19 protein-coding genes are annotated in these 24,319 nt (G+C 69.9%); 8 read left to right on the forward strand and 11 right to left on the reverse strand.

Translation table 11 applies throughout. The annotated features are described in order from the left end of the window. Positions 1–20 precede the first annotated feature (20 nt). Positions 21–542 carry a YetF domain-containing protein gene (locus Pmi06nite_RS18730; protein ID WP_203954327.1) on the reverse strand — a complete coding sequence of 174 codons (522 nt, stop codon included), beginning with the start codon at positions 540–542 and terminating at the stop codon, positions 21–23. A gap of 295 nt (positions 543–837) precedes the next feature. On the opposite strand from Pmi06nite_RS18730, the gene Pmi06nite_RS18735 reads away from it, so the two are divergent. Continuing rightward, positions 838–1,554, forward strand: a complete 717-nt coding sequence (locus Pmi06nite_RS18735; protein ID WP_203954328.1) for an SDR family oxidoreductase — start codon at positions 838–840, stop codon at positions 1,552–1,554. A gap of 10 nt (positions 1,555–1,564) precedes the next feature. Here Pmi06nite_RS18735 and Pmi06nite_RS18740 read toward each other — a convergent pair whose 3' ends face one another. Both Pmi06nite_RS18740 and Pmi06nite_RS18745 read right to left on the reverse strand, forming a co-directional pair. Beyond that, on the reverse strand, positions 1,565–2,539 hold the full coding sequence (locus tag Pmi06nite_RS18740) for a zinc-binding alcohol dehydrogenase family protein (RefSeq protein WP_203954329.1): 975 nt from the start codon (positions 2,537–2,539) through the stop codon (positions 1,565–1,567). 19 nt (positions 2,540–2,558) lie between these two features. Then, positions 2,559–4,265, reverse strand: coding sequence for an MOSC and FAD-binding oxidoreductase domain-containing protein (locus tag Pmi06nite_RS18745; RefSeq protein ID WP_203954330.1), 1,707 nt, complete (start codon positions 4,263–4,265; stop codon positions 2,559–2,561). Positions 4,266–4,410: 145 nt separating this feature from the next. Here Pmi06nite_RS18745 and Pmi06nite_RS18750 point away from each other — a divergent pair, with 145 nt between their 5' ends. Continuing rightward, entirely contained in the window at positions 4,411–5,355 is a 945-nt protein-coding gene (locus tag Pmi06nite_RS18750) for a LysR family transcriptional regulator (RefSeq protein ID WP_203954331.1), read from the forward strand. Here Pmi06nite_RS18750 and Pmi06nite_RS18755 read toward each other — a convergent pair. Next, a complete protein-coding gene (locus Pmi06nite_RS18755; RefSeq protein WP_203954332.1) occupies positions 5,337–5,858 on the reverse strand; it encodes a CGNR zinc finger domain-containing protein in 522 nt (173 codons plus the stop codon). The two genes, Pmi06nite_RS18750 and Pmi06nite_RS18755, sit on opposite strands and share 19 nt — an antisense overlap. Before the next feature lie 83 nt (positions 5,859–5,941). Between Pmi06nite_RS18755 and Pmi06nite_RS18760 the strand changes: the two genes are divergently transcribed. After that, positions 5,942–6,802: an alpha/beta fold hydrolase gene (locus tag Pmi06nite_RS18760; RefSeq protein WP_203954333.1), complete on the forward strand. Its 861-nt coding sequence runs from the start codon at positions 5,942–5,944 to the stop codon at positions 6,800–6,802. 432 nt (positions 6,803–7,234) lie between these two features. Here the strand turns inward: Pmi06nite_RS18760 and Pmi06nite_RS18765 are convergent, their stop codons facing one another. From Pmi06nite_RS18765 to Pmi06nite_RS18795, 7 genes are read right to left on the reverse strand one after another with little or no spacing between them, the layout of a single operon-like run. Next, positions 7,235–8,338, reverse strand: coding sequence for a Gfo/Idh/MocA family protein (locus Pmi06nite_RS18765; RefSeq protein WP_203954334.1), 1,104 nt, complete (start codon positions 8,336–8,338; stop codon positions 7,235–7,237). Beyond that, complete coding sequence (locus Pmi06nite_RS18770) at positions 8,335–9,207, reverse strand: sugar phosphate isomerase/epimerase family protein (protein ID WP_239114010.1); 873 nt, start codon at positions 9,205–9,207, stop codon at positions 8,335–8,337. Before Pmi06nite_RS18770 ends, Pmi06nite_RS18765 begins: the two co-directional genes overlap by 4 nt. A gap of 14 nt (positions 9,208–9,221) precedes the next feature. Then, on the reverse strand, positions 9,222–12,245 hold the full coding sequence (locus Pmi06nite_RS18775; RefSeq protein WP_203954335.1) for a glycoside hydrolase family 2 TIM barrel-domain containing protein: 3,024 nt from the start codon (positions 12,243–12,245) through the stop codon (positions 9,222–9,224). Continuing rightward, positions 12,238–13,065, reverse strand: a complete 828-nt coding sequence (locus Pmi06nite_RS18780; protein ID WP_203954336.1) for a carbohydrate ABC transporter permease — start codon at positions 13,063–13,065, stop codon at positions 12,238–12,240. The genes Pmi06nite_RS18775 and Pmi06nite_RS18780 overlap by 8 nt, the downstream gene beginning before the upstream one ends. After that, complete coding sequence (locus Pmi06nite_RS18785) at positions 13,065–14,036, reverse strand: carbohydrate ABC transporter permease (RefSeq protein WP_203954337.1); 972 nt, start codon at positions 14,034–14,036, stop codon at positions 13,065–13,067. The genes Pmi06nite_RS18780 and Pmi06nite_RS18785 overlap by 1 nt, the downstream gene beginning before the upstream one ends. Position 14,037: 1 nt before the next feature. After that, complete coding sequence (locus Pmi06nite_RS18790) at positions 14,038–15,309, reverse strand: ABC transporter substrate-binding protein (RefSeq protein WP_203954338.1); 1,272 nt, start codon at positions 15,307–15,309, stop codon at positions 14,038–14,040. Positions 15,310–15,320: 11 nt separating this feature from the next. Beyond that, complete coding sequence (locus Pmi06nite_RS18795; RefSeq protein ID WP_203954339.1) at positions 15,321–16,259, reverse strand: carbohydrate kinase family protein; 939 nt, start codon at positions 16,257–16,259, stop codon at positions 15,321–15,323. Positions 16,260–16,424: 165 nt separating this feature from the next. On the opposite strand from Pmi06nite_RS18795, the gene Pmi06nite_RS18800 reads away from it, so the two are divergent. The 5 genes from Pmi06nite_RS18800 to Pmi06nite_RS18820 all read left to right on the forward strand — a co-directional run bounded on the left by Pmi06nite_RS18800 (position 16,425) and on the right by Pmi06nite_RS18820 (position 24,310). Next, positions 16,425–17,177 (forward strand): DeoR/GlpR family DNA-binding transcription regulator, encoded by a 753-nt coding sequence (locus Pmi06nite_RS18800; RefSeq protein ID WP_203954340.1) that lies wholly within the window; start codon positions 16,425–16,427, stop codon positions 17,175–17,177. Beyond that, the gene (locus tag Pmi06nite_RS18805) at positions 17,174–18,514 is read left to right on the forward strand and encodes a 6-phospho-beta-glucosidase (protein WP_203954341.1); all 1,341 of its coding nucleotides are present in this window, start codon (positions 17,174–17,176) and stop codon (positions 18,512–18,514) included. The genes Pmi06nite_RS18800 and Pmi06nite_RS18805 overlap by 4 nt, the downstream gene beginning before the upstream one ends. A gap of 6 nt (positions 18,515–18,520) precedes the next feature. Then, entirely contained in the window at positions 18,521–21,628 is a 3,108-nt protein-coding gene (locus Pmi06nite_RS18810) for an alpha-mannosidase (protein ID WP_203954342.1), read from the forward strand. A 191-nt stretch (positions 21,629–21,819) separates the two neighbouring features. Beyond that, positions 21,820–22,992 carry a UDP-N-acetylglucosamine--N-acetylmuramyl-(pentapeptide) pyrophosphoryl-undecaprenol N-acetylglucosamine transferase gene (locus Pmi06nite_RS18815; RefSeq protein ID WP_203954343.1) on the forward strand — a complete coding sequence of 391 codons (1,173 nt, stop codon included), beginning with the start codon at positions 21,820–21,822 and terminating at the stop codon, positions 22,990–22,992. Between the two features lie 277 nt (positions 22,993–23,269). Next, positions 23,270–24,310, forward strand: coding sequence for a TerC family protein (locus Pmi06nite_RS18820; protein ID WP_203954344.1), 1,041 nt, complete (start codon positions 23,270–23,272; stop codon positions 24,308–24,310). Positions 24,311–24,319: the final 9 nt, after the last annotated feature.

A 24,319-nucleotide genomic window follows, 5' to 3' on the forward strand; every position in this document is an offset into this window, starting at 1 on the left:
TCGAATTACGGACATACGGGTTATCGGTGCGAGGGATGGACGCCCGGTGGGGCCGACGCGGCCGGATGCGGCAGGACGGAGACCGCCCCCTTGGCCTCGAAGATCGCGAGATGGATGCCGTCCGGGCCGAGGTGCCCGTGCTGGCGCAGCACAGCCTCGAGGTCGGCCTCGGTGAGCCCGCACCGGCGCAGGTTGCGCCGGTCGACCCGGCCGTCCCTGATCAGGATTCGCAGCGGCGGATCGACCAGGCGGCCGACGAGCGGCACGAACCGCAGCCTGGTGATGGCCGTGTGGACGGCGAGCAGGGCCACCAGCGCCGCGGCGCCGGTGAGCCACGAGGCGTCGGTCGCGGTGGCGGTGCGCCCCACGAGGGCGCCGACCGCGACCGCGGCGACCCAGTCGAACGGGGCGAACTCCGCCATGGTCCTGCGCTCGGTGAGCCGGAACGCCACCGCGGCGGTGAGGAACAACGCCACCGCCTTGACGGCGGCGTAGACGGCACGGTGCCAGTCACCGATCAGGGCGTCGCCGAAGCTGTTCAAGCCTGGCTCCCCTCAGCCGGCGTCGACGATTGCGCGGCGAGCCGACGGCGCCCACCGCGTACGGGACCGGGACCGCGAGTACGCCCGACACCCATCCGGACGATACGCCCCGGCCGGCGAAACGCGGCCGTCCGACATGGCGCCTTCTCCCGAAGCATTCGCGGAACCTTCTCCCGGCAGCGAAAAGTCTCATGGCCGGAACATGCCGGGAGGTGGGCGCGGCGACCTAGCCTCGCTTTCCGAGGGACAGAGCTTCCGGCCGATGGAGCCTCTGACTTACGGAAGGGGAAGCGTGATGTCAGCGAATCTGCAGAACAAGACCGTGCTCGTCGTCGGCCGCGGAAGCGGCATCGCCCGTGCGGTCACCCTCGCGGCGCGGGCGGCCGGCGCGCGGGTCGTGGTGGCGGGACGGGACCGGGCGGCCCTTGCACGGGCCTACGACGACGACGGCATCACCGCCGAGGAAGTGGATCTCACCGACGAGAAGTCGATCGCGGCGCTGGCCGAACGGGTCGGCGACGTCGACCACGTGGTGTCGACCGCCTCCGCACGCGCGCGCGGCCGCGTCGCCGACCTCGATCCGGACGCGCTGCTGGTCTCCTTCAGCACCAAGGTGATCGGGCCGATCATGCTGGCCAAGCACTTCTCACCACGGATGCGTGCGGGAGGATCCTTCGTCGTCTTCTCCGGGGCCGCGGCTCGCAAGCCGACCGTCGGAGTCCTGGGCGTCGCCGCCACCAACGGCGCGGTGGACGTCGTGACCAGGGCCTTGTCCGTGGAACTCGCCCCCATCCGGGTCAACGCCATCTCTCCCGGGACCGTCGACACCGGCGCCTGGGACGGACTCGGGGCGGACAAGAAGGCGGAACTGTTCGAAGAGCGCGCCGCGCACAACCCCGCGCGCCGCATCGGAACGGCCGAGGACGTCGCGGACGCGGTGGTGTTCGCGATGACCAACACCTTCATGACCGGCGTGACGTTGCCGGTCGACGGCGGCGAACCCCTGGTCTGAGCGCGGTTGTTCAGGCGCGGACGACGACCATCTTGCCGACGGCCTCGCCGGCCTCCATCACCCGATGCGCCTCGCGTATCTCCTCGAAGCCGAACACGCGTGACGGCTTCGCCTTCAGCCGGCCCGCCGCCACCTGTTCGGCGATCGCCTGGAGCGGCACGTCGGACAGCGGGAAGCCCGGCGTCCCGAACACGAAGCTGGCGAAGAAGGTCAGGTAGACGCCGCTCGCCATCTGCAGCAGCGGGTTGAAGTCGGCGATCGGGTCGAGACCGCCCAGCCAGCCTGCCAGGCAGGCGCGGCCGCCCCTGCGCAACATCGCCAGGGAATCGAGGATCGTGCTGTTGCCCACGAGGTCGAGCACAGCGTCGATCCGCTTGGCCTCCGCGATCCGCTGGGAGAGTTCCGGCCCTTCGAGCTCGCCGCGGTCGGCGCCGAGATCCTCCAGCAGGGCGAACCGCCCTCGATCCCGTGTCGTGGCGATGACCCGCGCTCCGGCGTTCACCGCGAGGTTGACCGCGGCCTGGCCGAAGGCGGAGGTCGCACCCCGGATGACCAGCGTCTGCCCTTGAGCCACCTCCAGGTTACGGAACAGGCAGGTCCAGGCGGTCGCGTAGGTTTCCGGGATCGCGGCGAGCTCGGCCCAGGGCAGATCGGATTCGATGAGCGCCACGTTCGACGCCGGCGCTCGGGTGTATTCCGCGTAGCTGCCGTCGATGGTGCGCCCGAGGCCGCCCATCAGCGCCGCCACCTTGGCCCCGACGGGGAACTCCTCTCCGGGGCAGGCCTTCACCAGCCCGACGCACTCGATGCCGCTCACCTTCGCGGCCTCGGCCCACTCCCCTCTGCGCATGTGCATTTCCGCGTGGTTGAGACCGAACGCCTTGACCTCGATGACGACCTGGCCGGACATGGGCTCAGGCTCGGGCAGTTCCGTGTAGACGAGACAGTCCGGCCCGCCGAATCTCTCGATGACGATGGCACGCATCACGGTTCTCCTCCACGGTTCACAGATCGAGGACGAGATCGGTCGCCGGCCGGGAACAGCAGACGAGGACCTCGCCGTTGGCGGGAGGTTCGAGCGGAGCCGGTGAGTAGTCCACGTTCCCGCTGACGATCGGCGTCGTGCAGGTGTGGCAGACACCCGTACGGCATGACCATCGCGTGGGCACGTCGCAGGCGTCGGCGAGATCCAGCAGGGAGCGGAACCGAGGTGACCAGCGGACCGACAGGCCGCTGCGGGCGAAGGTGACCAGCGCGCCCGTGCCCGGCTGCCCGGGCGGCTGATGGGGCGGTGTGCGGGGCCGATCGGCGATTCCGGGATTGACGGCGCCGCGCGCACCGAAGAGTTCGCTGTGGATGTGATCCGCCGCCAGGCCGATGTCCAGCAGTGCGTCGTGGAGGGCGCTCATGAAGCCTTCCGGCCCGCAGAGGTAGGCCGTCGCCTCCGCCGGGACGCCGAGGTCTCTCAGGCTGTCCGCGGTGGGCCGGCCGCAGGTGACACCCGCCCCAGGGTCGGGCTTCTCCTCCGGCGAGGTGTAGAAGGTGTGTTCGTGCGCTTCGTGCAGTGAGACCAGCAGCGTGTGCGCCTCGTCGGCGAAGGCGTGCTGACTTCTGCTCCGTGTGGTGTGGATCCACCAGACCGGCCGCCGGGTCCGTTCGGCGGCGAGCCGGTGCAGCATCGACAGGACCGGGGTCACCCCGATGCCCCCCGATATGAGGAGCACGGGCGCCGTGCCGGGCGTGAGGACGAAGTCACCCCGGGGAGCCGCGGCCTCCAGGACGGCACCCGTACGGAGACCCGCGTGCAGGTACCGGCTCACGACGCCATGGGGGTCCCGTTTCACGCTGAGGCGGTAAACGGGTGACCCGGGGGCCGACGAGAGGGAGTAACTCCGTACGGGAGGAGGGTCCCCCGCACCGCTGACGCGAAGTGTCAGATACTGCCCGGCCTCGGCGGCGGGGAGACGGCCGCCGTCCTCCGCCTCGAGCTGGATGGACAGGACCGACGGGGTCTCCTCGGTGATCCGGGTGACGCGCACCGGCCTGAAGCCCGGCCAGCCCGGTTCCCCGGCCGCGGAAGCGGTCGCCTGGTCCTCGGCCATCTCGAGGAAGGACTGGCGCCATCCGGGGCTCAGGGCCGGAATGGCCAGTGCCCTGCGCACCGTGTCCGGGTCGCGGCCCGGCAGATAGAGAAGTGCGTCGATTTCGGCGACGCTGAGGGCTCCGGGCCCGGTCCTGGTCCGGACGATGTCGTCGCCGGCCCGCACCTCGCCTTCGGTGATGACACGGAGGTAGAAGCCGGGACGGCGGTGGGAGACGAGAAGGGCGGGCAGTTCCGGCTCGCCGAGACGCAGACCCACTCGGTAGCAGGTGACCCGCGGCTGCGTCACCTCGAACTCGGCTCCGCCGATGCGATACCGGTCGCCGATGCACACCTCGTCGTCGGGCAGGCCGTCGACCGTGAAGTTCTCCCCGAACTGGCCGAACTCGAAGTCCGTACGGCCGAGATGCTCCTGCCAGTGCGCATACGACTGGATCTGGTAGACGAGCACGGCGCGCTGCTCCCCACCATGCCCCTGCAGGTCGCCCTGACCGTCACCGTCGACGTTGAGCCGCCGGACCGTCCGCGGACCTGTCACCGGGTGCTTCCACACGCTGGTGCGGACGGTTCTGCCCTGCCACGGCACGTCCTTCGGCATTCCGACATTCACTGACAGGAGTCTCGCCATCGTGGTCTCCCCTTGTTCCCTGCGTCACCGCTGGTCAGGGCCCCCTCAGACCGACTTTAACCACCGGTCGGGCGCCTCCTGCCCGTCGGAGGATGAAACTTCCGACGGACGGGGTTAGCTTTTGCGAATGGCCACTCTTCGAGCACTCGAGTGCCTCGTGGCCTTGGTCGACACCGGATCGGTGACCAAGGCCGCAGCGGAGCTGCACATGTCCCAGCCCGCGCTCTCACATCAGATCGCCGCCCTGGAGCGGGAACTGGGCACGCCCGTCGTGGAGCGCCTGTCGCGCGGCGTCCGGGTCACGGCCGCGGGACGCGCCGCCGCAGGCGAGGCCCGCGTCGCGCTCCAGGCCGCGGCTCAGGCCGTCCATCTGGGTCGCGAGGTCGGCGCGGGACGCACCGGCCGGCTCCGGATCGCCTGCGCCGAGACGATGACCGCCTGGCTCCTGGTGCCGGTGTTACGCCGGTGGCGCGCCCGCCGTCCCGATGTTCACCTGGACCTGATGGAGTTCACCAGCACGGATCGCATGGTCGAGCGGCTCGAGGCGGGCGGCGCCGACCTGGTGATCGGCCCGCGGCCGACCGGAACCTCCGCGCACGTCGAGGTGCTCGGCCAGGAGGAGATGGTCGTCGTGGCGCCTGACGGCCACGGTTTCGCAGCCGAAACCTCGATCGCCCCCGCGCGGCTCTCCGCCGAGCCGTTCGTGCACTACGACCCGGAGAACGGGCTGGCGGTGTGGGTGGACCAGTTCGCCGCCGGGCATCAGGTCGCGCTCACACCGGTGTTGCGGACGCGGAGTCCGCGGACCGCGGCGCAGCTCGCGGGGGCCGGGATGGGCGTGACCATCGTGCCCGCCTCCGCCCTCATGAGCCGCCCGTCCGGCGTGGTACGCCCACTGAGCCCGCCCGTCCATCGTGACGTGGTCGCGATCATGGCGGCTCCCACCGACAAGCTGGCCCGGCGGTTCGTCGCCGATCTCCAGCGGCGCGGGATTCCCACGGCCGGTCCCGAAGTGCGGACCGCGGCAGACGGCGGCGGCCTGGCCGTTCCGGATCAGTCGACCGGCGCCTGACGCGCCCTCTGGTAGTGCCGCCGGGCCTTCATCCTGTTCCCGCAGGCGGCCATCGAGCACCAACGGGCCTGATTGGTCTTGCTGCGGTCGAGCAGGAAGAGGTGACACTCGCCGTTGGCGCACGGCCTGAGCCGCCCCGGCTTCGCGCTTTCCAGGGCGCTCCAGGACAGGACGGCTCTGACCGCCGACGCGCGCTCCGCCGGTGCGTCGAGAGACCATTCCACCCCGTGCTCCGACACGGCAGGACGGTAGACGACCCCTTCGAGGAACGGCGCCAGGACGGTCGGCGGCCGCTCACCGCGTACGACCGACTGCAGCGCGTCCCGCGCCTGCCGCGCCGCCTCCCAATCGTCGTGCGACCCGGATCCTCCTCGTTCCCGTAGCCAGACGCGGGCCTCGGCGGCGTCGCTCAAATGGTCCTGAAGTACGCCGTCGACGAGCGGCGTGCTGTTGAGCAGGTCCAAGAGTGCGTCTTCATCCGCCCGCGTCGTGGGAACGTACATCTCTAACCTCTCTTCTTTATTTGACAGGTTACACCTTGCCCTGATTTGCTTCTAACCATCCAAACAACTCATGGGGGTTAGTCATGGTGAACGTCCACCACCGTTACGCGACCGTGCAGGGCCGGCGGCTCTTCTACCGGGAGGCCGGACCGGCCGACGCGCCGGTGCTCGTGTTGCTGCACGGCTTTCCGACCAGTTCGTTCATGTTCCGCGACCTCATTCCGGCCCTGGCGGACCGTTACCACGTCATCGCCCCCGACCACCTGGGCTTCGGGCTGTCCGACGCGCCGTCCGTCGACGAGTTCGACTACACCTTCGACGCGCTCACCGAACTGACCGAGGGTCTGCTGAGCCAGTTGGGGGTCTCCCGCTACGCCATCTATGTCCAGGACTACGGCGCCCCGATCGGGTGGCGGCTCGCCCTGAACCGGCCTGACGCGATCACGGCGATCATCACCCAGAGCGGCAACGCCTACGAGGCCGGATTCGTCGAGAGCTTCTGGGAGACCGTCTGGGCCTACCAGCGCGAGCAGACCCCGGAGACCGAGACGGCCATCCGGCAGGCCCTCACCCTCGATGCGATCAAGTGGCAGTACGTCACCGGGGTGCCGGACGAGACCGTCGTCAGCCCGGACACGTGGCATCACGACTTCGACCTGGTCTCACGCCCGGGCAACGACCGCGTCCAACTGGCCCTGTTCCTGGATTACGCGACCAATCCCCCGCTCTACCCGCGCCTGCAGGAATACCTCCGCTCACGGCAGACGCCTCTGCTCGCCGTCTGGGGACAGGGCGATGAGATCTTCGGCCCTCCGGGCGCTCTGGCCTTCGCCGACGACCTGCCCGACGCCCGGATCCGCCTCCTCGAGGGTGGTCACTTCCTCCTCGAGAGCGCACTGGACGAGGTCACCGACCTGATCCGAACATTCCTCGCCCAGGTGTGATCATGCACAGGTTCGTGGATTGCCCGCCCGAGCAGCAAAGACTCCCGCCGTGATCATGCACGGATTCGTGAGCTGCGGGCACGACCAGCGCAAACTCCGTTCGTGATCATGCGCACATTCGAAGGAACGGTCCCTGAACTGCGCCGACGTCATCCGTGATCATGCAAAGTCGCGGATGTGCGAACAATGCCGTCCCAGATGTACAGCGGGCCGAGTCCGACATTGCATGATCACGAACCGTGATTCCCCAGCTCGCCGGCCCCCCACCCGAACCCGCGCATGATCACGGAGAGGGTCTTCGCTGGTCAACCATATAGTTCACGAACTTGTGCATGATCACGGTTAAAGTCCGGGCAGGTCGGAGGGGCCTTATGCGAATGTGTGCATGATCACGAAGAGAGTCTTCGCTGGTCAACCACATAGATCACGAATCTATGCATGATCACGATCAACGTCTTCGCCGTGGGTGGGGGGGAGGTCGTTGAGTTCGAGCAGCCTGGTCACTGCTTGCTGCGCGGTCACGATGTCCTCCAAGGCTCCCGGCACTCCCGTGAGGGGTGGTACGCCGGAGGTCACCATCGCGTGGAAGGCCACGAGTTCATGTTCGAAGGACGGGGTGACGTCGCTGAACGCCGTCCGCCCTTCCGCGCTCACGTCGGTGAGCCGGGTGGACGCGCCCAGCAGGTACGGCGTGGGGAAGACCATCTCGAACGTGCCGGTGGCATGGTGCACAGCCACCGTTTCCCGGTAGGCAGGGTAGTCCTCCAGGTAGTGCCAGTGGATGGCATAACGTCCACCGGCACGCAGCGGGCCCGCCATCTCGACCGAGCGCCCGCCCGCTCCCGGCCAGGTCGTCACGTGGTCGACGCCCGACGGCCCGCCCGCGAGGAGACGCAGCAGCGACAGGTCGTGGCAGATGCTGTTGAGGATGGTCATGTAGAGCCCGCGCGCCTCGGGCGGGGCGTCCCCGATGGCGGCGCGGATCAGCTCGTCCTCCTGAGCCCGCAACCTGTCGAGAACCTCAGCGGGCACGTCGGCGGGCGGTTCGGAGAGCCGGGCGAACGCGAGCTGAGACCGGTCGCTCGGATGCAGCACGGTCACCTGGACGGCACGCACGTCGGCGGCCCGTCCGGCCACCCGCTGCACCGCGGGGTCGTACTGCTTCATGTACCCGACCATCAGCCGGGGCCGCCCGGGATCCTCCAGCTCCGCGATCTCGGCCGCCTCCGCGCGGGTGTAGGCGAGAGGCTTCTCGCACAGTACGGCGTAGCCCCGGCGGAGCGCGTCGACGACCACGCGCCCGTGCGAGCCCGACGTCAGCACCAGCACGGCGTCGAAGCCGCCCGCGTCGAGCATCTCCGTGACGTCGGTGTACCGTCCTGCCACGCCGTACCGGTCGGCCATCCGCGCGGTCAGGGAGGGCGACAGGTCGCAGAGGGCGACCACCTCGAACAGGTCGCCGCGCCGCTCCAGCAGGGGCAGGTGCACCGTCTGCGCGATGACACCGAGCCCGGCCACCGCCACCTTGAGTCTCACAGGCCCACGCTCCTCAGAAGGTCCCGGTTGGCCCGCTGGTCGGCGAGGATCGCGCCGAGATCCTGGCCGGTGGCGGGCGCGTCCTGCTCGATCACGATCCAGCCCTGGTAGCCGACCTCGCGGAGCACGTCGGCGAAGCCGGCGATGTCCACCTCGCCCCGTCCCAGCGCGGGGAAGCAGCCGTTCGCCACCGCCGTGGTCAGGTCGCCGCCCCGGGCGAGGACCGCACGGTCGGCGTCCTTGACGTGGACCTGCGTCACGCGACCCGACCAGGCCCTGAGCGCGGCGACGGGGTCGCCTCCCGCGAGCCAGAGGTGGCCGGTGTCGAGGCAGATCCCGACGTCGGTGAGCTCGAGGAGCCTCTCGACGTCCTCCGCCGTCTCCACGTCGGTGCCGAGATGGTAGTGGAAGGCCGGTTCCAGCCCGGCCTCACGGCACACGTCGGCCGCGGCCTGCACACGGGCGGCGAACTCCGGCCAGTCCTCAGCGGCGATCCCGGGGGCCGCGCCTCCGGGACGTGCGAACCTGGCGACGTTGCTCGGGCAGGCCAGCGTCGGCCTGGGGGCGAAACGCGGGTCGTCCACGGGGACGCTCGCGAACACCTCGAGCGCCGCCCGCAGTCCGGCGAGGTCGGCGTCGAACCCGGCGGCGTCACCGTATCTCAGGTCGACCCAGCCGCCGGCCAGGCCGAGCCCTGCCCGCGCGAGATCGTCCGCCCGCAGGTAGCCGATCGGGCCGGAGTCGACGCCGTCGTATCCGGCCTCGGCCATTCCGGCGAGCAACTCGCCCGGGCCGATCAGGTCGGTGTCGTGCCGGTAGATCCCGAAGTTCACGGGGGCGCTCGCCACCCGTGTCGTCGTGACTTCCAAGAGACTCCTCCGCTTCACCTGAAGGACAGGACCCAGGACCAGGTGTAGGTGCCGGGACCGACGAGGTAGGGGGCCAGGGTGTCGGGCCCGCAGGAGGCGGTGCCCAGGCCGCGGTGGGCGGCGTCGACGTGGACGACGCACCGCGTCAGGGGGACGAGTTCGTCGTGGTGGAGGGCCGCCGCGAGATCGGCGTCCCGGTGACGCGTGACGCTCACCTGGCGCGGCTCGTCGAGATGTACGGCGAGCCGTGCCGCGTCACCGGTCAGCGCGAACCGGCGCACCGCGTGCCTGCCGCCACTCTCCTGCGGCCGGGCGTACGGCGTGAAGAGCCCGTCCACTCTCGCACGGTACGCGCCGATCGGACCACCCGCGCACCGGTCGGGATAGGTCTCCCAGGGGCCCTGCCCGAACCATTCGAAATCGTCGAATCCGGCTGCCGTCTCCCACACCGAGCCGACACGGGGCACGTCGGCCAGCGCGTCGGGCAGCACGGCGGTCTCCTCGATCAGGAGGCCTCCGGCCAGTGGCGTGAGGATCTGCTCGTGCGCGATCGAGACACCTCCGGCCGCCATATAGCGGGCACGGACGACGACCCGGTCGGCCTGCCGTACGACATCGAGGGGTTCGCGGGTCAGCGCGTGCAGACCCTGCTCCTCCCAGCGGGCGGCGAGCCCGACGATGCGGTCGTTGTCGGTCGGGGCCCGCCAGAGGCTGAGCACGGGCGGGCTCGCCAGCAGAGGATGGACGAGCAGCCCTTCCTCGTCGACCTCGACCGGCCACGAGCCGGCGCCCGCGTCCACTCCCCCGTCGGAGGCGGGAGCGCCCGCGCGGGTGGGCAGGTCGCGGCTCTCGTCACGCAGCCGGACCTGAGGCAGGCACACCGTGGTTCCCGCGGGCGCCCACGGCAGGTCGTCCCGGGTGTCCACGCGCAGGGTCAGCCACACCTCGCCGAGCGCGGGCAGGTCGGCGAGCAGTTCGGACGGCACCTCGACCACCGCGGAACCGCCCGGCGGGATCGGCGGCAACACGGCAGGGACCGTCCGGAGCCGGTCGGCAGCCCCCGCTGTGCGACCGGCGACCGTCAGTTCCCATTCGGCGGTCAGCCAGGAGAGGTCCCGGAAATCCTGCCTGTTGTGGACCAGCACCAGCGCCTGGCCGGCCGACTCGGGCGCGAGCTCGATCCGCACGGGCGCGGCCAGTTCGCGATGCTCGAACATCACCGGCTTCGGCGTGCGGTCGGGGAAGACCACGCCGTCGAGGCAGAAGTTGCCGTCGTTGGGGCGGTCGCCAAAGTCGCCGCCGTAGGCCCACCGATAGCCGGGCTGCGTGACTCCCGCCTCGTAGCCGCCGTCGGCCGCCGGACGGCCGTCGGCGACCCGCTGCAGCAGGCCGTGGTCCCAGAACTCCCAGATGAAGCCGCCCTGCAGACCGGGGGTGGACTCGATGGCCGCCCAGTAGTCGGACAGGGAGCCGTTGCTGTTGCCCATCGCGTGCGAGTACTCGCACAGGATGAGCGGCCGGGTCTGCCTCCCCGAGCGGGCGTACCCCACGATGTCGTCGATGGAGGCATACATCGGGCACGCGATGTCGCTCGCGGCCTTGCCGTCCTCGTAGTCGTACCTGACGCCGCCTTCGTACTGCAGCGGGCGCGTCGGGTCGTAGCCGCGCAGCCAGCCGGCCGCTGCTTCGTGGTTGACGCCGTAGTCGCTCTCGTTGCCGAGCGACCAGATGACGACGGACGGGTGGTTCTTGTCCCTGCGGACCATCCGCGACACCCGGTCGAGGAAGGCGGGCAGGTAGGCCGGGTCGTCTGCGAGCTCGGTGGCGTAGGCGTGGCTCTCGATGTTCGCCTCGTCGACGACGTAGAGGCCCAGCTCGTCGGCGAGGTCGAGGAGCACGGGGTCGTTCGGGTAGTGGGAGGTGCGCACGGCGTTGAAGCCGAACCGCTTGATCGTCACGAGGTCGGCGCGCATGTCCTCAGCCGAGACCACACGGCCCGTCCGCGGGTGGAAGTCGTGCCGGTTGACCCCTCTGATGTAGACGCGGACGCCGTTGACCAGCAGGTCCCTGCCCACGATCTCAACCGTCCTGAACCCGACCCGGTGCCGCGACTCGTCGGCGACGGTGCCGTCCGGGCGGAACAGGCGCACGGTCAGGCCGTACAGCTCCGGCGTCTCCGCGCTCCACGCCCGTACGGCGGGCACGGTGGCGCGCAGCCGGACCCGGCCCAGCCAGCCGGAGATCTGCTCCCGCTCGGCGGCCAGCGCGTGGAACTCCTCGTCGATCCCCAGATCGACCGGCTCGGCGGAGGGCCCGGCCGCGTCCAGCCGGGCGGACACGCGCCATCCGTCGGGCAGCAGGCCCGCCGCCGACCTCACCCGTACCTCCACGGCCAGGTCTCCGGCTCCGCCGTCAGCGAGGCCGGCCCTGATGTGGACGTCGTCGAGATGCAGCGGGTCGGTGGCGTAGAGGCGCACGGGGCGGGTCACGCCGCCGTGCCACCACTGGTCCTGGTCTTCGACGAAGGTGGCGTCGGACCACTTGACCACCGTGAGCCCGACGGTGTTGGGCTCGCCGGGCCGTACGGCGTCGGTCACGTCGAACTCCCCCGCGAGGTGGGAGTCCTTACCCATGCCGACGTCGATCCCGTTCACCCTGGCCAGCAGGACGCTCTCCGCGGCTCCGACGTGCAGGACCACACGACGCCCCGCCCATTCCGCGGGCACGTCGACCTCCCGCTCGTAGACGCCCGCCGGGTTGGCCGACGGGGGGTGCGGAGGGAGATCAGGCCAGGGCATCTGGAAGTTGGTGTATTGCGGCAGGTCGTCCACGCCGTGGATGTCATCGAAGTCCTGCATCGTCCAGCAGCCGGGGACGTCGATCTCCGTCCACCGGCCGGACAGGGTCGCGTCCGGACGCGGCAGGAGCTGGAAGCGCCACCGGCCGTCCAGCGAGATCCCCTGACGCGGTACGGCGTGCGCGGGCAGGCGACGCCATCCGCTGATCTCCGGGGCCGACCAGACGGGCGTGTCAGCCACGCAGCGCTCCCTTCATGGCGTCGGCGATGAAGTTCCGGGCGAACACGGCGAACACCACGACCAGCGGAGCGATGGCGAGGAGCGCGCCTGCCATGACCATGCTGAAGTCCGTGTTGTGCGACGTGTTGAGCTGCGAGAGCGCCACCTGGAGGGTCACGTTGGACGGGTCGGTCATGACGATCAGCGGCCACGCGTAGTCGTTCCAGGCGCCGATGAAGGTGAAGATGCCCAGGAACGCCAGTCCGGGGCGGATGACCGGCAGCGCGACGTTCCAGTACTGCCGGAAGAACCCGGCGCCGTCGAGGCGCGCGGCGGCGATCAGCTCGTCCGGCACCGCGCCCTGGATGTACTGGCGCATCCAGAAGATGCCGAAGGCGTTCGCCGAGGCGGGGATGATGAGCGCCTTGATGGTGCCCACCCAGCCGATGTTCACCATGATGACGAACTGCGGGATCAGCGACAGCTGCGCCGGAAGCATGAACGTGAGCAGCAGGATGCCGAACAACGCCCGGTGCCCGGGGAACCGATACTTCGCGAAGGTGAAGGCCGCGAGCGAGTCGAAGAACAGGACCAGCACGGTCGTGCAGCACGCCACGATGACCGTGTTGAGCAGCGACCCCATGAAGTCGATGTTCTCGAAGACCCGGGCGATGTTGGAGAACAGCTCGGGCCCGAAGACGAGCTTCGGCGGCGTCCGGTACATGTCCCGCGTCGTGTTGGTCGCCATGACGGCGGTCCAGTAGAACGGGAACAGGGAGATGAGGACGCCCGCGAGCAGCGCCAGATGCAGGGCGAGCTTCTTCACCCGTGTCGAGGTCACTACGCCGCCCCCTTGTCGCGGCGCTGGACGAGGCGCCAGTTGATGGCCGTGAACAGCAGGATCACCACGAAGACGGCCCAGGCGATGGCGGCGCCGTACCCGTAGTCGTTGTTGCTGAAGGCCTCGCGGTAGAAGTAGAGGATCGCGGTGAGGCCCGCCTGCCCCGGCCCGCCGGAGTTGGGGTTGATGGAGGCGTTGCCGCCGAACAGGACCTGCGGCTCGGTGAAGGTCTGCATCCCGTTGATCGTCGAGACGACGACGGTGAACAGGATGATCGGCCGGAGCTGCGGGATCGTGATCTTGAAGAACGTCTGGACCGGCCCCGCTCCGTCGATCTTGGCCGCCTCGTACATCTCCGTCGGGATCGCCTGCAGGCCGGCCAGGTAGAGGATGGCGTTGTAGCCCGTCCACTGCCAGGTGATGAGGCAGGCGATGACGAGTTTGATCGTCCACTCGTTGCTCAGCCACGGCACCGCGCCGATGTGCAGCCAGCCGAGGATCGCGTTGATCAGGCCCTGGTTGGTGCTGAAGACCGCGCCGAAGACGATGGCGATGGCCACCAGCGACGTGACGTTCGGGATGAAATACGCGATCCGGTAGAACGAGGTGAAGCGGACCTTGGAGTTGAGCAGGACCGCGAGCACCAGCGCCAGGAACAACATCGGGACCGTGGACATGATCCAGATCACGAAGGTGTTGTACAGCGACAACCAGAACGTGGAGTCCTTCACGAGGAACTCGAAGTTGCGAAGTCCCACGAACTGCATGTCGCCGATGCCGTCCCAGTGCTGGAACGCGAGGTACAGCGAGAAGAGCACGGGCACCAGGCCGAACACCAGGAACAGCACGTAGAACGGCGAGATGGCCAGGTAGTGCGGCCAGTAGGTTCTCAGCGCCCCCCGCCGGCGCCCCGCCGCGGGGCGTGCCCCGGGGGGAGCCTCGCGGGGAGGCGTCGTGCGGGTGTCCGTCATGTCAGTTCACACCCTGACGCTCGGCGATCTCCTTGGCCTTGCTCACCGCGTCGGCCCACGCGGTGTCGGGGTTCTTGCCCTTCGCCCAGACACTGAGCACTTCGTCGAAGTACGGTGCGGACACCGCGGCGTCGGCCGGCGCCTCATAGCTGGCCGGGATCTTCTGCGCGGCCTCGCCGAAGACCTCGACGGTCTTCTGCCCGCCGAAGTACGGATCCGGAGCGGTCAGCGCGGGCAGCGTGTAGGCGGCCGGGCTGGAGGGGAAGAGCGCCGCGTCGGTGAAGCCGCGACCCTGGTTCTCCGGGCTGAGGAGCCACGTGACGATCTGGAAGGCCAACTGGGGGTTGCGGCACTCCTTGGGCAGGGCCAGGAACGAGCCGCCGTAGTTGGAGGGGCCGCTGGGCATGGAGGCCACCCGCCAGTTGCCCGTGTCGTCGGGGAGGGCGTTCTTGAGGTCCTGCCCGCGCCACGCGGCGCCGAACAAGGACGGCGACTTGCCCCTGCTGGCAGCCGTGAACTGGTCGCTCTCGCCGGCCTGCGGGGCGGCGATGCCGAGCTGGATGGGCTTGATCGCCAGATCCCAGGCGTTGCGGATGTGGTCCTGGTCGCCGATGAACTTGCCGCTTTCGTCGATGAAGCGCTTGGTCCCCTGGCCGATGACCATCTGGAAGATCGTCGGGATGTCCATGACCATGCTGGCGCCGGTGTTCGCCTGCTTCATCTTCACGCCGGCCGCGTAGTAGTCGTCCCAGGTGGACATGGCCGCGGCCACGTCCTCGGGCTTCGAGGGCAGACCCGCCTTCTCGAAGTCGGCCGGGCGGTAGTACATCGCGGTGGGGCCGATGTCGATCGGGAAGCCGATGAGCTTGCCGTCCTTGGTCGAGCCCTGCTTCCACTTCCAGTCCACGAACTGGGAGGCGAGCTTGTCGGCGCCCAGCGTGTTGAGGTCGATGAACCGGTCGGCCTGGACCAGCAGCGACGCGATGTCCTCGCCCTTGACGCCGGTGATGTCCGGGACGAACTTACGGCCGGTCAGCGTGGTCACCAGCTTCTGCTTGAAGTCGCCGCCGATCACCGAGGGCTTCAGCTTCGTCTGGGTGAAATGCTTCACCGCGTCCGCGACGACCTTGTCGCTGAGGCCCCCACCCCAGTACCAGAGCGTCAACTCCTTGGCGTCCGCCCCCGAACCGGAGCCGGAGCCGCACGCGGCCAGCGCCGCCGAGCCGGCGGAAAGAAGTGCGACCTGAAGAAGCCTTCTCCGGGAGAGTTCCATATCAGGGCCTTTCAATCAGGGATGACATCGGAGAGGAATGCGTGTGCCCGGCGGAGATCCGGATCGGTGACGTCGTGCCACCAGCGGGCGATTCCGGCCCAGCCGGGCGCCGCCAGCGATCCGCCGATGCCCTGCACGGACAGCGCGGCGGACAGGTTGGCGAAGCGCAGCCGGTCGGCGAGCGGCCAGCCGGCGAGCGTGCCGGCGACGAGGCTCGCTCCGAACACGTCGCCGGCGCCGGTCGGGTCGATCGCGTCCACGGAGAGCCCCGGGACCCGGGCGGACTCACCCGTGGTGGCGTCAACGGCCAGCACGCCGTCGACTCCGCAGGTGACGACCGCCAGCGGCACCAACTCGGCCAGCTTCGCCAGCGCGGCCTCGGGCGTGTCGGTCCGGGTGTAGCTCATCGCCTCGTACGCGTTGGGCATGAAGGCGTGGCATCCGGCGAGCTGGTCGAGCATCTCCGGCGACCATTCCTGCGAGGGGTCCCAGCCCAGGTCGGCGAAGATCAGGCCGCTGCCGCGGGCGGGACCCGTACCGAGATGGACGATCGACGCCCGCGCCTGCGGCGGCTCGCCGAGCAGCCCCTCGGGGCCTCCCGGCGGTTCGGCGCCGTGGGTCACCAGCGCCCGGTCTCCCTGGTAGGCCAGCGAGACGGTCACCGGCGTGCTCCAGCCGGTCAGACGCCGTGACGGCGACAGGTCGACGCCCTCGGACTCGAGGGTGTCCCAGCAGTAACGGCCATAGGAGTCGTCCCCGAACGCGGCCGCCAGTGATGTGCGCAGACCGAGCCGACCGAGCGTGACGGCGAAGTTGGCGATTCCGCCGGGTCCCGACGCCATGCCCGTGGTCCACGTCTCAGTGCCCAGCTTGGGCGCGCCCTCCAGCCCGGTGAAGACCAGGTCGTAGAAGAGCAGCCCAGACAGGAACACATCCACGTCTGCGGTCATGCGGCATTACCCACCTTGTGAGAATAATGAACTGATTTGGGCCGGAACGCACCGACCGAGTACGCAGGATCGTGCACCCATGAGCACTCCTTTAGCAAGAGTCTGACTGAAATTGCTCATATCGACCTATGGATGTGAGCGAGTTTGCACGCTAAGGTCACTGACATGCTCAGGGACCGACGGCACGAGTTGATATTGCGCATCCTCCGAGCCGATGGCCCGGCCACCGTCGAGCTGCTCGCGGAACGGCTGGACGCAAGTCATGCGACCATCCGGCGCGACCTCGTGCAGCTCGGCGAGGAAGGGCTGCTCAGGCGGGTGCACGGCGGCGCGATGCCGATCGACGACAGGGACGATCCGTTCGTGGACGTCGCGGAGGTCAGGTCGGCGGAGAAGGACGCGATCGCACGGCGCTGCGCGGAGCTGGTCAAGGACGGCGAGACCGTCCTGCTGGACATAGGGACGACCGCGCATCGGGTGGCCCGGCAGCTGAAGGGCCGCTCGCTCACCGTGATCACGAGCAGCCTCGCCGTCCTGGACGAGCTCCAGGACGAGGAGGACATCCAGATCATGCTTCTGGGTGGGATGTTGCGGCGTGACTACCGGTCGCTGGTCGGCTTCCTGACCGAGGACAACCTGCGGCAGGTCCACGCGGACCGGCTGATCCTCGGCACCAGCGGGATCCGTCCCGGAGGGCACGTCATGGACACCACCGTGGTGGAGGTCCCGGTCAAACGGGCCATGATCGCCGTGAGTGACCAGGTGGTCCTGGTCGCCGACGTCGGCAAGTTCCCCGGGACGGGCATGGCCAAGGTCTGTGAGCCAGGTGATCTGAACATCGTGGTGACGAACGCGCCCGTGGAGCCGATGACCGGCACCGCGTTGCGCGAGGCGGGGGTAGAGGTGATCGAGGTATGAGGCTGACCATTCTCGGTGGCGGGGGCTTCCGGGTCCCACTGGTCTACCGGGCGCTCCTGGAGGACAGGGGGAAGGGCCGGGTGACCCACGTCACCCTGTACGACCTGGACGCCTCCCGGATGGCGACGATCGGCCGGGTGCTCGCCGAGCAGGCGGAGGGCGTCGCCGACGCCCCGGAGGTGCACGTCACCACCGACCTCGACGAGGCTCTCACCGGAGCGGACTTCGTCTTCTCCGCGATCCGCGTCGGCGGGCTCGAAGGCCGCGCCGTGGACGAACGGGTCGCCCTCCAGGAGGGCGTCCTCGGCCAGGAGACGGTGGGGGCCGGCGGCATCGTCTACGGCCTGCGCACGCTCCCGGTGGCCGACCACATCGCCCGCAGGGTCGCCGCGCTCGCCCCCGACGCCTGGGTCATCAACTTCACCAACCCGGCCGGCACGGTCACCGAGGCGATGTCCCGCCATCTCGGCGACCGCGTCATCGGCATCTGCGACTCACCGGTCGGGCTGGGCCGCCGCGTCGCGTCCGCGCTCGGCGTGGATCCGGCCGCCGTCTGGCTCGATTACGCGGGCCTCAACCACCTGGGCTGGCTGCGCGCCGTACGCGTCGAGGGCCGCGACCTGCTGCCCGGCCTGCTCCAGGACGAGGACGCCCTGACCTCCTTCGAGGAGGGCAGGCTCTTCGGCGCAGAGTGGCTGCGCACGATCGGCGCCATCCCCAACGAGTACCTGCACTACTACTACTTCAACCGCGAAGCCGTGACGGCCGCGAGGGCGGCCCGGCAGACGCGGGGAGAGCTGCTCATCGACCAGCAGCGGCGTTTCTACACGGAGACGACCGGCTCGGCGCTGGCCCTGTGGGAGAGCACCCGGCTGGAGCGCGAGACCACTTATATGGCGGAGAACCGCGAGGCGGTCGGCGCCGGGGAACGCGAGTCCTGCGACCTGGAGTCCGGCGGCTACGAGCAGGTCGCCCTCGCGCTCATGCGGGCGATCGCCCTCGACGAGCGCACGACGCTCATCCTCAACGTCCGCAACCGCGGCTCCATCGGCGCCCTCGACGGTGACGCCGTGGTCGAGGTGCCCTGTTTCGTGGACGCCAACGGCGCCCGGCCCCTGGCCGTCGACCCGCTCCCCGACCACGCCCAGGGCCTGGTCACCAGCGTCAAGGCGGTCGAGCGCGCGATCATCGAGGCGGCCGCCACCGGCTCCCGGCAGTCCGCTGTGCGCGCCCTGGCCGTTCACCCGCTCGTCGACTCCGTCAAACTTGCCGGAAGGCTCCTGGAACGTTACGAACAGGAGCTTCCTCAGCTCGGCTACCTCCGCGGAAGGAACTGAACACCGATGCACGATGACCGCGAGCTCGTCGAGGCGCGGATCGACCGGGTGCTGCGGCAGCGCGTCACCCCCGCGATCCACGCCGAGCGCGTTCCGCTGACGCTGGCGGCGTGGCACGTCCCCGACGAGCCCGTGCCCGTGGCGGAGGCGCTGGCCGCGGACTACGAGCCGTTCGAGGCGGGCACTCGCTGGGGCCGGCCGTGGTCCACCACCTGGCTCCGCGCGACCGGCACCGTGCCGGCCGAATGGGCGGGGCGCCGGGTCGAGGCCGTCTTCGACCTGGGCTTCATCGGCGACTGGCCGGGCGGCCAGGCCGAGGCGCTCGTCTACGATCTCGGCGGACGGCCCATCAAGGGAATCGAGCCGCAGAACCAGTACGTCCCCGTCGCCGGCCCCAGCGAGGGCGGCGAGCAGGTCGGCTTCCTGCTGGAGATGGCGGCCAACCCCGACATCCTCGCCGGCGACTTCCTCCCCACGCCGCTGGGCGACAAGGCCACGGCCGGAGACGAGCCGCTCTACCGGCTGGCCTACGCCGACCTGGCCGTCCTCGACGAGAACGTCTGGCACCTGCGCCTGGACATCGAGGTGCTCAAGGAGCTCATGGCGGAGCTGCCCACCGACAGCCCGCGCAGGCACCAGATCCTCCGCGCGCTCGAGCGCTGCATGGACGCCATCGACATCCAGGACGTCTCCGGTACGGCCGAGCAGGCGCGGGCGCTCCTCGTGGACGTGTTGTCCTCCCCCGCGCACGCCAGCGCGCACACCGTCTCCGCGACCGGGCACGCGCACATCGACAGCGCGTGGTTGTGGCCGATCAGGGAGACCAAGCGGAAGACCTCCCGGACCTTCTCCAACGTCACGGCGCTGGCCAAGGACTACCCCGAGTTCGTCTTCTCCGGACCGCAGGCCCAGCAGTACGCGTGGGTCAAGGAGCGCTACCCGGAGATCTTCGAGCGCATGCGCGAGGCGGTCAAGGCTGGCCAGTGGGTGCCCGTCGGCGGCATGTGGGTGGAGGCCGACGGCAACCTGCCCGGCGGCGAGGCCCTGGCCCGCCAGCTCGTCCACGGCAAGCGTTTCTTCATGGACGAGTTCGGCGTGGAGACCCGCGGCGTCTGGCTGCCCGACTCCTTCGGCTACTCCGCCGCATACCCGCAGCTCGCCCGCCTCGCCGGGAACGACTGGTTCCTCACCCAGAAGATCTCCTGGAACCAGACCAACAAGTTCCCCCACCACACGTTCTGGTGGGAGGGCATCGACGGCACCCGCATCTTCACGCACTTCCCGCCCGCCGACACCTACAACGGCACGTTCAAGGGCGAGGAACTGGCGCACGCCGTGCGGAACTACGCGGAGAAGGGCGCGGGCGTGCGCTCGCTGCTGCCCTTCGGCCACGGGGACGGCGGTGGCGGCCCCACCCGCGAGATGCTGGAGAAGGCCCGGCGCCTGCGCGACCTCGAGGGCTCCCCGCGTGTCGTGATCGAGGACCCCAACGAGTTCTTCGCCGCGGCCCGCGCCGAGCAGCCCGACGCGGCCGTCTGGTCCGGCGAGCTCTACCTGGAGCTGCACCGCGCCACCTACACCAGCCAGGCCAGGACCAAGGCGGGCAACCGGCGCAGTGAGCACCTGCTGCGCGAGGCGGAGCTGTGGGCGGCGACCGCCTCCGTGTACGCCGGGTTCGCCTACCCGCACGACGAGCTGGACCGCCTCTGGAAGATCGTGCTGCTGCACCAGTTCCACGACATCCTGCCCGGCAGCTCGATCGCATGGGTGCACCGCGAGGCCGAGGCGACCTACGCCCAGGTCCGCACCGACCTCGAGGCGATCATCTCCGCGGCGGCCGCGGCACTGGCCGGGGCCGGGCGGGCCGCATGGGTGCTGAACACCAGCCCCGAGGCGCGCGCCGAGGTGGTGACCGTCCCCGCCGAGCTCGCGGCGGAAGGCGGCCAGACGCTCGCCGACGGATCGGCCGCCGTCTTCGCCGAGGTGCCCGGCTCCGGTGCCGTACGGCTCGGCGTCACGGCGACGCCTCCCGCTCCCGTCACCGTGACGGGGACGACGATCGACAACGGCGTGGTCCGGGTGGAGATCGACGAAGCGGGGCTGTTCAGCTCGGTCAGGGACCTGGTGGCGGACCGCGAGGTGCTGGCTCCCGGATCCCGGGGCAACCTGCTGCAGCTCCACACCGACTTCCCGAACCATTGGGACGCCTGGGACATCGACCGGCACTACCGGCGGCAGCACGTCGACCTCACCGAGGCCGACTCGGTCACCGTCGTCGAGAGCGGGCCGCTCGTCGCCGCCGTCAGGATCGAGCGCTCCTTCGGCGCCTCGCGGATCGTCCAGACGGTCCGGGTGAAGGCCGGCAGCCCGCGGATCGAGATCGAGACCGAGATCGACTGGCACGAGCGCGAGAAGATCCTCAAGGCGGCGTTCCCGCTGGACGTGCACGCCGACCGTTCGGCGGCCGAGATCCAGTACGGCCACATCTTCCGCGCGACCCACACCAACACGAGTTGGGACGCGGCCAGGTTCGAGGTCTCCAACCACCGCTGGATCCACCTCGCCGAGCCCGGGTACGGCGTGGCCGTCGCCAACGACTCCACGTACGGCCACGACGTCGGCCGCACCACCCGGCCCGACGGAGGGACCACCACGACCGCCCGGCTCAGCCTGGTCAGGGCGCCCCGCGTCCCCGACCCCGAGGCCGACCAGGGCGGGCACCGCCTGACCTACGCACTGGTTCCCGGCGCGACCGTCGCCGACGCCGTGGCGTCGGGATACGCCCTCAACATGCCGCTCCGGGTGACGCCGGGCGGGACGGGCGACTCCCCCGCGCCGCTGGTGACGGCGGAGGGCCGTGCCGTACGGATCGAGGCGGTCAAGCTCGCGGACGACCGCTCGGGTGACGTGATCGTCCGGGTGTACGAGTCGCTGGGCGGCCGGGGCGTCACCCGGCTGCTCCCGGCCTTCCCCGTCACCGCGGTGGAGGTGGACGACCTGCTGGAGCGCCCGCTGGAAGGCGAGCGGATCGCCGTGGACGCCGACGGCGGCATCCCGGTCAGGCTGCGCCCGTTCCAGGTGCTGACCCTGCGCCTGCGTCGCGACGCCTCCTGAGGAACCGTGGGTGAGCCTGCCGGCCCCGGCCGGCAGGCTCCTCCGCGCGACAGGCTCCTCCGCGCGAGGGTCGGGGTGACCCGCCGGCGCGACGACCCGTCGCCCGCACGCGACGGCGACCCCGGATCATCCCGGCACGACGTCGCACGTATTGTCTGTTGCGTCCATCGCGTCGCCGGAGTCGGAGCCTCATGAACAGCCCTGAGCCGCCCTTCCGCCTGATCGTCACCGGGGGCGGGACGGGCGGCCACACCTACCCGGCCCTCACCGCGGTGCGCAGCCTGCAGGCCCGGCTCGCCGCCAGGGGTCAGGCACTGCAGGTGCTGTGGGTCGGCACGGCTCACGGACTCGAAGCCCGCGTGGCGGCGAGCGAAGGCATCCCGTTCGCGGAGGTCGCGACCGGGAAGGTGCGCCGCTCCCGCAACCCGCTGAAACTGGTCTCACCGGCCAACGTCAAGGACATGGGGCGCGTCCCGCTCGGTGTCGCGCAGGCACGGTCGATCGTCTCCGACTTCAGCCCGGACGTCGTCCTGGCCACCGGCGGCTACGTCGCAGTCCCTGTGGGACTCGCCGCGAAGATGTGCCGCCGTCCACTCGTCGTCCACGAGCAGACGGTCCGGCTCGGCCTCGCCAACAGGATGCTCGCCCGCGCGGCGACACGCGTGGCGGTGTCGTCCGACTCGACTCTGCCGCTGCTGCCCGACTCGGCCCGGGAGGCCGCCGTCGTCACCGGCAACCCGGTACGGCCCGAGGTGCTGTCAGGCCATCCGGGCAAAGCCGTCGAGGCGCTCCGCCCGCACGGCTTCACCTTCGACCGCGCCCGGCCCACCGTGTACGTCACCGGCGGAGCCCAGGGGTCGCAGCAGATCAACGGGCTGGTCCTGGCCGTTCTCCCGTGGCTGCTGACCTACGCCAACGTGGTGCACCAGTGCGGTCCGGCGAACCTTCCCGATCTCCGGACCCGTGTCGCCGGACTCCCGGCGAACCTGGCGGCCCGCTACCACCTCACCGACTACATCGGCCCCGAATTGCCCGATGTCCTCGCCCTTGCCGACGTGGTGGTCTCCCGGTCGGGCGCCGGAACGATCGCCGAACTGACCGCGCTGGGCAAGGCCGCGGTGCTCATACCGCTGGCCGCATCCGCCGGCGGGGAGCAGGCTCACAACGCGCGGCACCTGCACGAGTCCGGGGCTGCGATCGCCCTGCTCGGCGAGGTGACCCCCGCCCGTCTGCAGGAGGCGGTGGCCCCGCTGCTCGCCGACCCGCGCATGCGCGCCGGGATGGCGGGGCGGGCACGGGAGCACGGCCGCCCGGACGCGGCCGAGCGGCTCGTCGACGTCGTCCTGTCCGTCGCCCGCCGCTGACGCCCAAGCCGCTCCGACCAGGGCTTTCGGCCCGCTCTGACCGGCGATTTCGGCGACGCACCGTGGCCGACACCGGGCGCACCGTGTCCGCCCGCCTTGACCTGCGCCGCGTTATACAGAGAAAATGGCGCCAGACAGTGGAGGGGAGTACTCCTTCGCGGCCCGTCGTCATCACGGACTGTCACGTCCCGGCGCGGTCGGCTCGCATGAGGCGAGCGGAGAAGACCTCCGACAGACGTACCAACGCCCAGTCGGAGGATTACGCATGCCACCACCTATGTCCGTGCCCGTTTGGGTCTGGGCCGCGGCCCTCGCCGGTCTGCTCGCGCTCATCCTGCTCGACCTCGTCGTGGTCGACAGGAAACCCCACAAGATCAGCGTGGCCGAGGCGGCGAAGTGGGTCGCGTTCTACATCGGCTGCGCCGTGGCCTTCGGAATCGGCGTCTGGATCTTCGGTGGAAGCGAACAGGCGGCCGGCTTCGCCACCGGATACATCACCGAGTATTCGCTGAGCGTCGACAACCTCTTCATCTTCATGATCATCATGGCGAACTTCGCGGTGCCCGAGATCCACCAGCACCGGGTGCTGCTCATCGGGATCATGATGGCGCTGGTCATGCGCGGCGTCTTCATCGGCGTGGGCGCGCAGGCCGTCCAGAATTTCAGCTGGATCTTCTGGATCTTCGGCGGAATCCTCATCTACACCGCCTGGAAGTTCGCCTCCGACAAACAGGAGTCCGAGGAGTACGACCCCAACGGGGGCCTGGTACGACTCGTCCGCAAACTGTTCCCGGTGACGGACGACTATCACGGGTCACGGCTGACGATCAAACGGGACGGCCGTCGCTGGGTGACCCCGATGTTCATCGTCATCGTCGCCATCGGCGGGGCGGACCTCGTCTTCGCCGTCGACTCCATCCCGGCGATCTTCGGCATCACCCAGGACGCATTCCTGGTCTTCGCGGCCAACGCGTTCGCCCTGATGGGGCTCAGGCAGCTCTACTTCCTGCTCGGCGGACTGGTGGAGAAGCTCGTCTACCTCACCCACGGCCTGGCGGTCATCCTCGGCTTCATCGGCGTGAAGCTGGTGATGCACGCCCTGCACGAGAACGAGTTGCCGTTCATCAACGGCGGCGAGCACGTCACCTGGGTGCCCGAGATCAACAACTGGGTCTCCCTCGGCGTCATCGTGTCGGTCCTCGGCGTCACCACGCTGGCCAGCATCCTCAAGACCCGGCGTGACGGGGGCGCCGACGAGACGTCCCCCGTCGACGCCGAGCCGCCCGCGCCGGAGGTGGCCGGCAACGCACCGCACTGAGCGGGGGCG

The organism is Planotetraspora mira (assembly GCF_016863275.1).
Classification (GTDB): Bacteria; Actinomycetota; Actinomycetes; order Streptosporangiales; family Streptosporangiaceae; genus Planotetraspora; species Planotetraspora mira.

Bases quoted from the DNA above. Each gene is read 5' to 3' on its own strand.
- Pmi06nite_RS18735 (WP_203954328.1), top strand. From the start codon at position 838: ATGTCAGCGAATCTGCAGAACAAGACCGTGCTCGTCGTCGGCCGCGGA.
- Pmi06nite_RS18740 (WP_203954329.1), bottom strand. From the start codon at position 2,539: ATGCGTGCCATCGTCATCGAGAGATTCGGCGGGCCGGACTGTCTCGTC.
- Pmi06nite_RS18750 (WP_203954331.1), top strand. From the start codon at position 4,411: ATGGCCACTCTTCGAGCACTCGAGTGCCTCGTGGCCTTGGTCGACACC.
- Pmi06nite_RS18755 (WP_203954332.1), bottom strand. From the start codon at position 5,858: ATGTACGTTCCCACGACGCGGGCGGATGAAGACGCACTCTTGGACCTG.
- Pmi06nite_RS18760 (WP_203954333.1), top strand. From the start codon at position 5,942: ATGGTGAACGTCCACCACCGTTACGCGACCGTGCAGGGCCGGCGGCTC.
- Pmi06nite_RS18785 (WP_203954337.1), bottom strand. From the start codon at position 14,036: ATGACGGACACCCGCACGACGCCTCCCCGCGAGGCTCCCCCCGGGGCA.
- Pmi06nite_RS18790 (WP_203954338.1), bottom strand. From the start codon at position 15,309: ATGGAACTCTCCCGGAGAAGGCTTCTTCAGGTCGCACTTCTTTCCGCC.
- Pmi06nite_RS18795 (WP_203954339.1), bottom strand. From the start codon at position 16,259: ATGACCGCAGACGTGGATGTGTTCCTGTCTGGGCTGCTCTTCTACGAC.
- Pmi06nite_RS18800 (WP_203954340.1), top strand. From the start codon at position 16,425: ATGCTCAGGGACCGACGGCACGAGTTGATATTGCGCATCCTCCGAGCC.
- Pmi06nite_RS18805 (WP_203954341.1), top strand. From the start codon at position 17,174: ATGAGGCTGACCATTCTCGGTGGCGGGGGCTTCCGGGTCCCACTGGTC.
- Pmi06nite_RS18810 (WP_203954342.1), top strand. From the start codon at position 18,521: ATGCACGATGACCGCGAGCTCGTCGAGGCGCGGATCGACCGGGTGCTG.
- Pmi06nite_RS18815 (WP_203954343.1), top strand. From the start codon at position 21,820: ATGAACAGCCCTGAGCCGCCCTTCCGCCTGATCGTCACCGGGGGCGGG.
- Pmi06nite_RS18820 (WP_203954344.1), top strand. From the start codon at position 23,270: ATGTCCGTGCCCGTTTGGGTCTGGGCCGCGGCCCTCGCCGGTCTGCTC.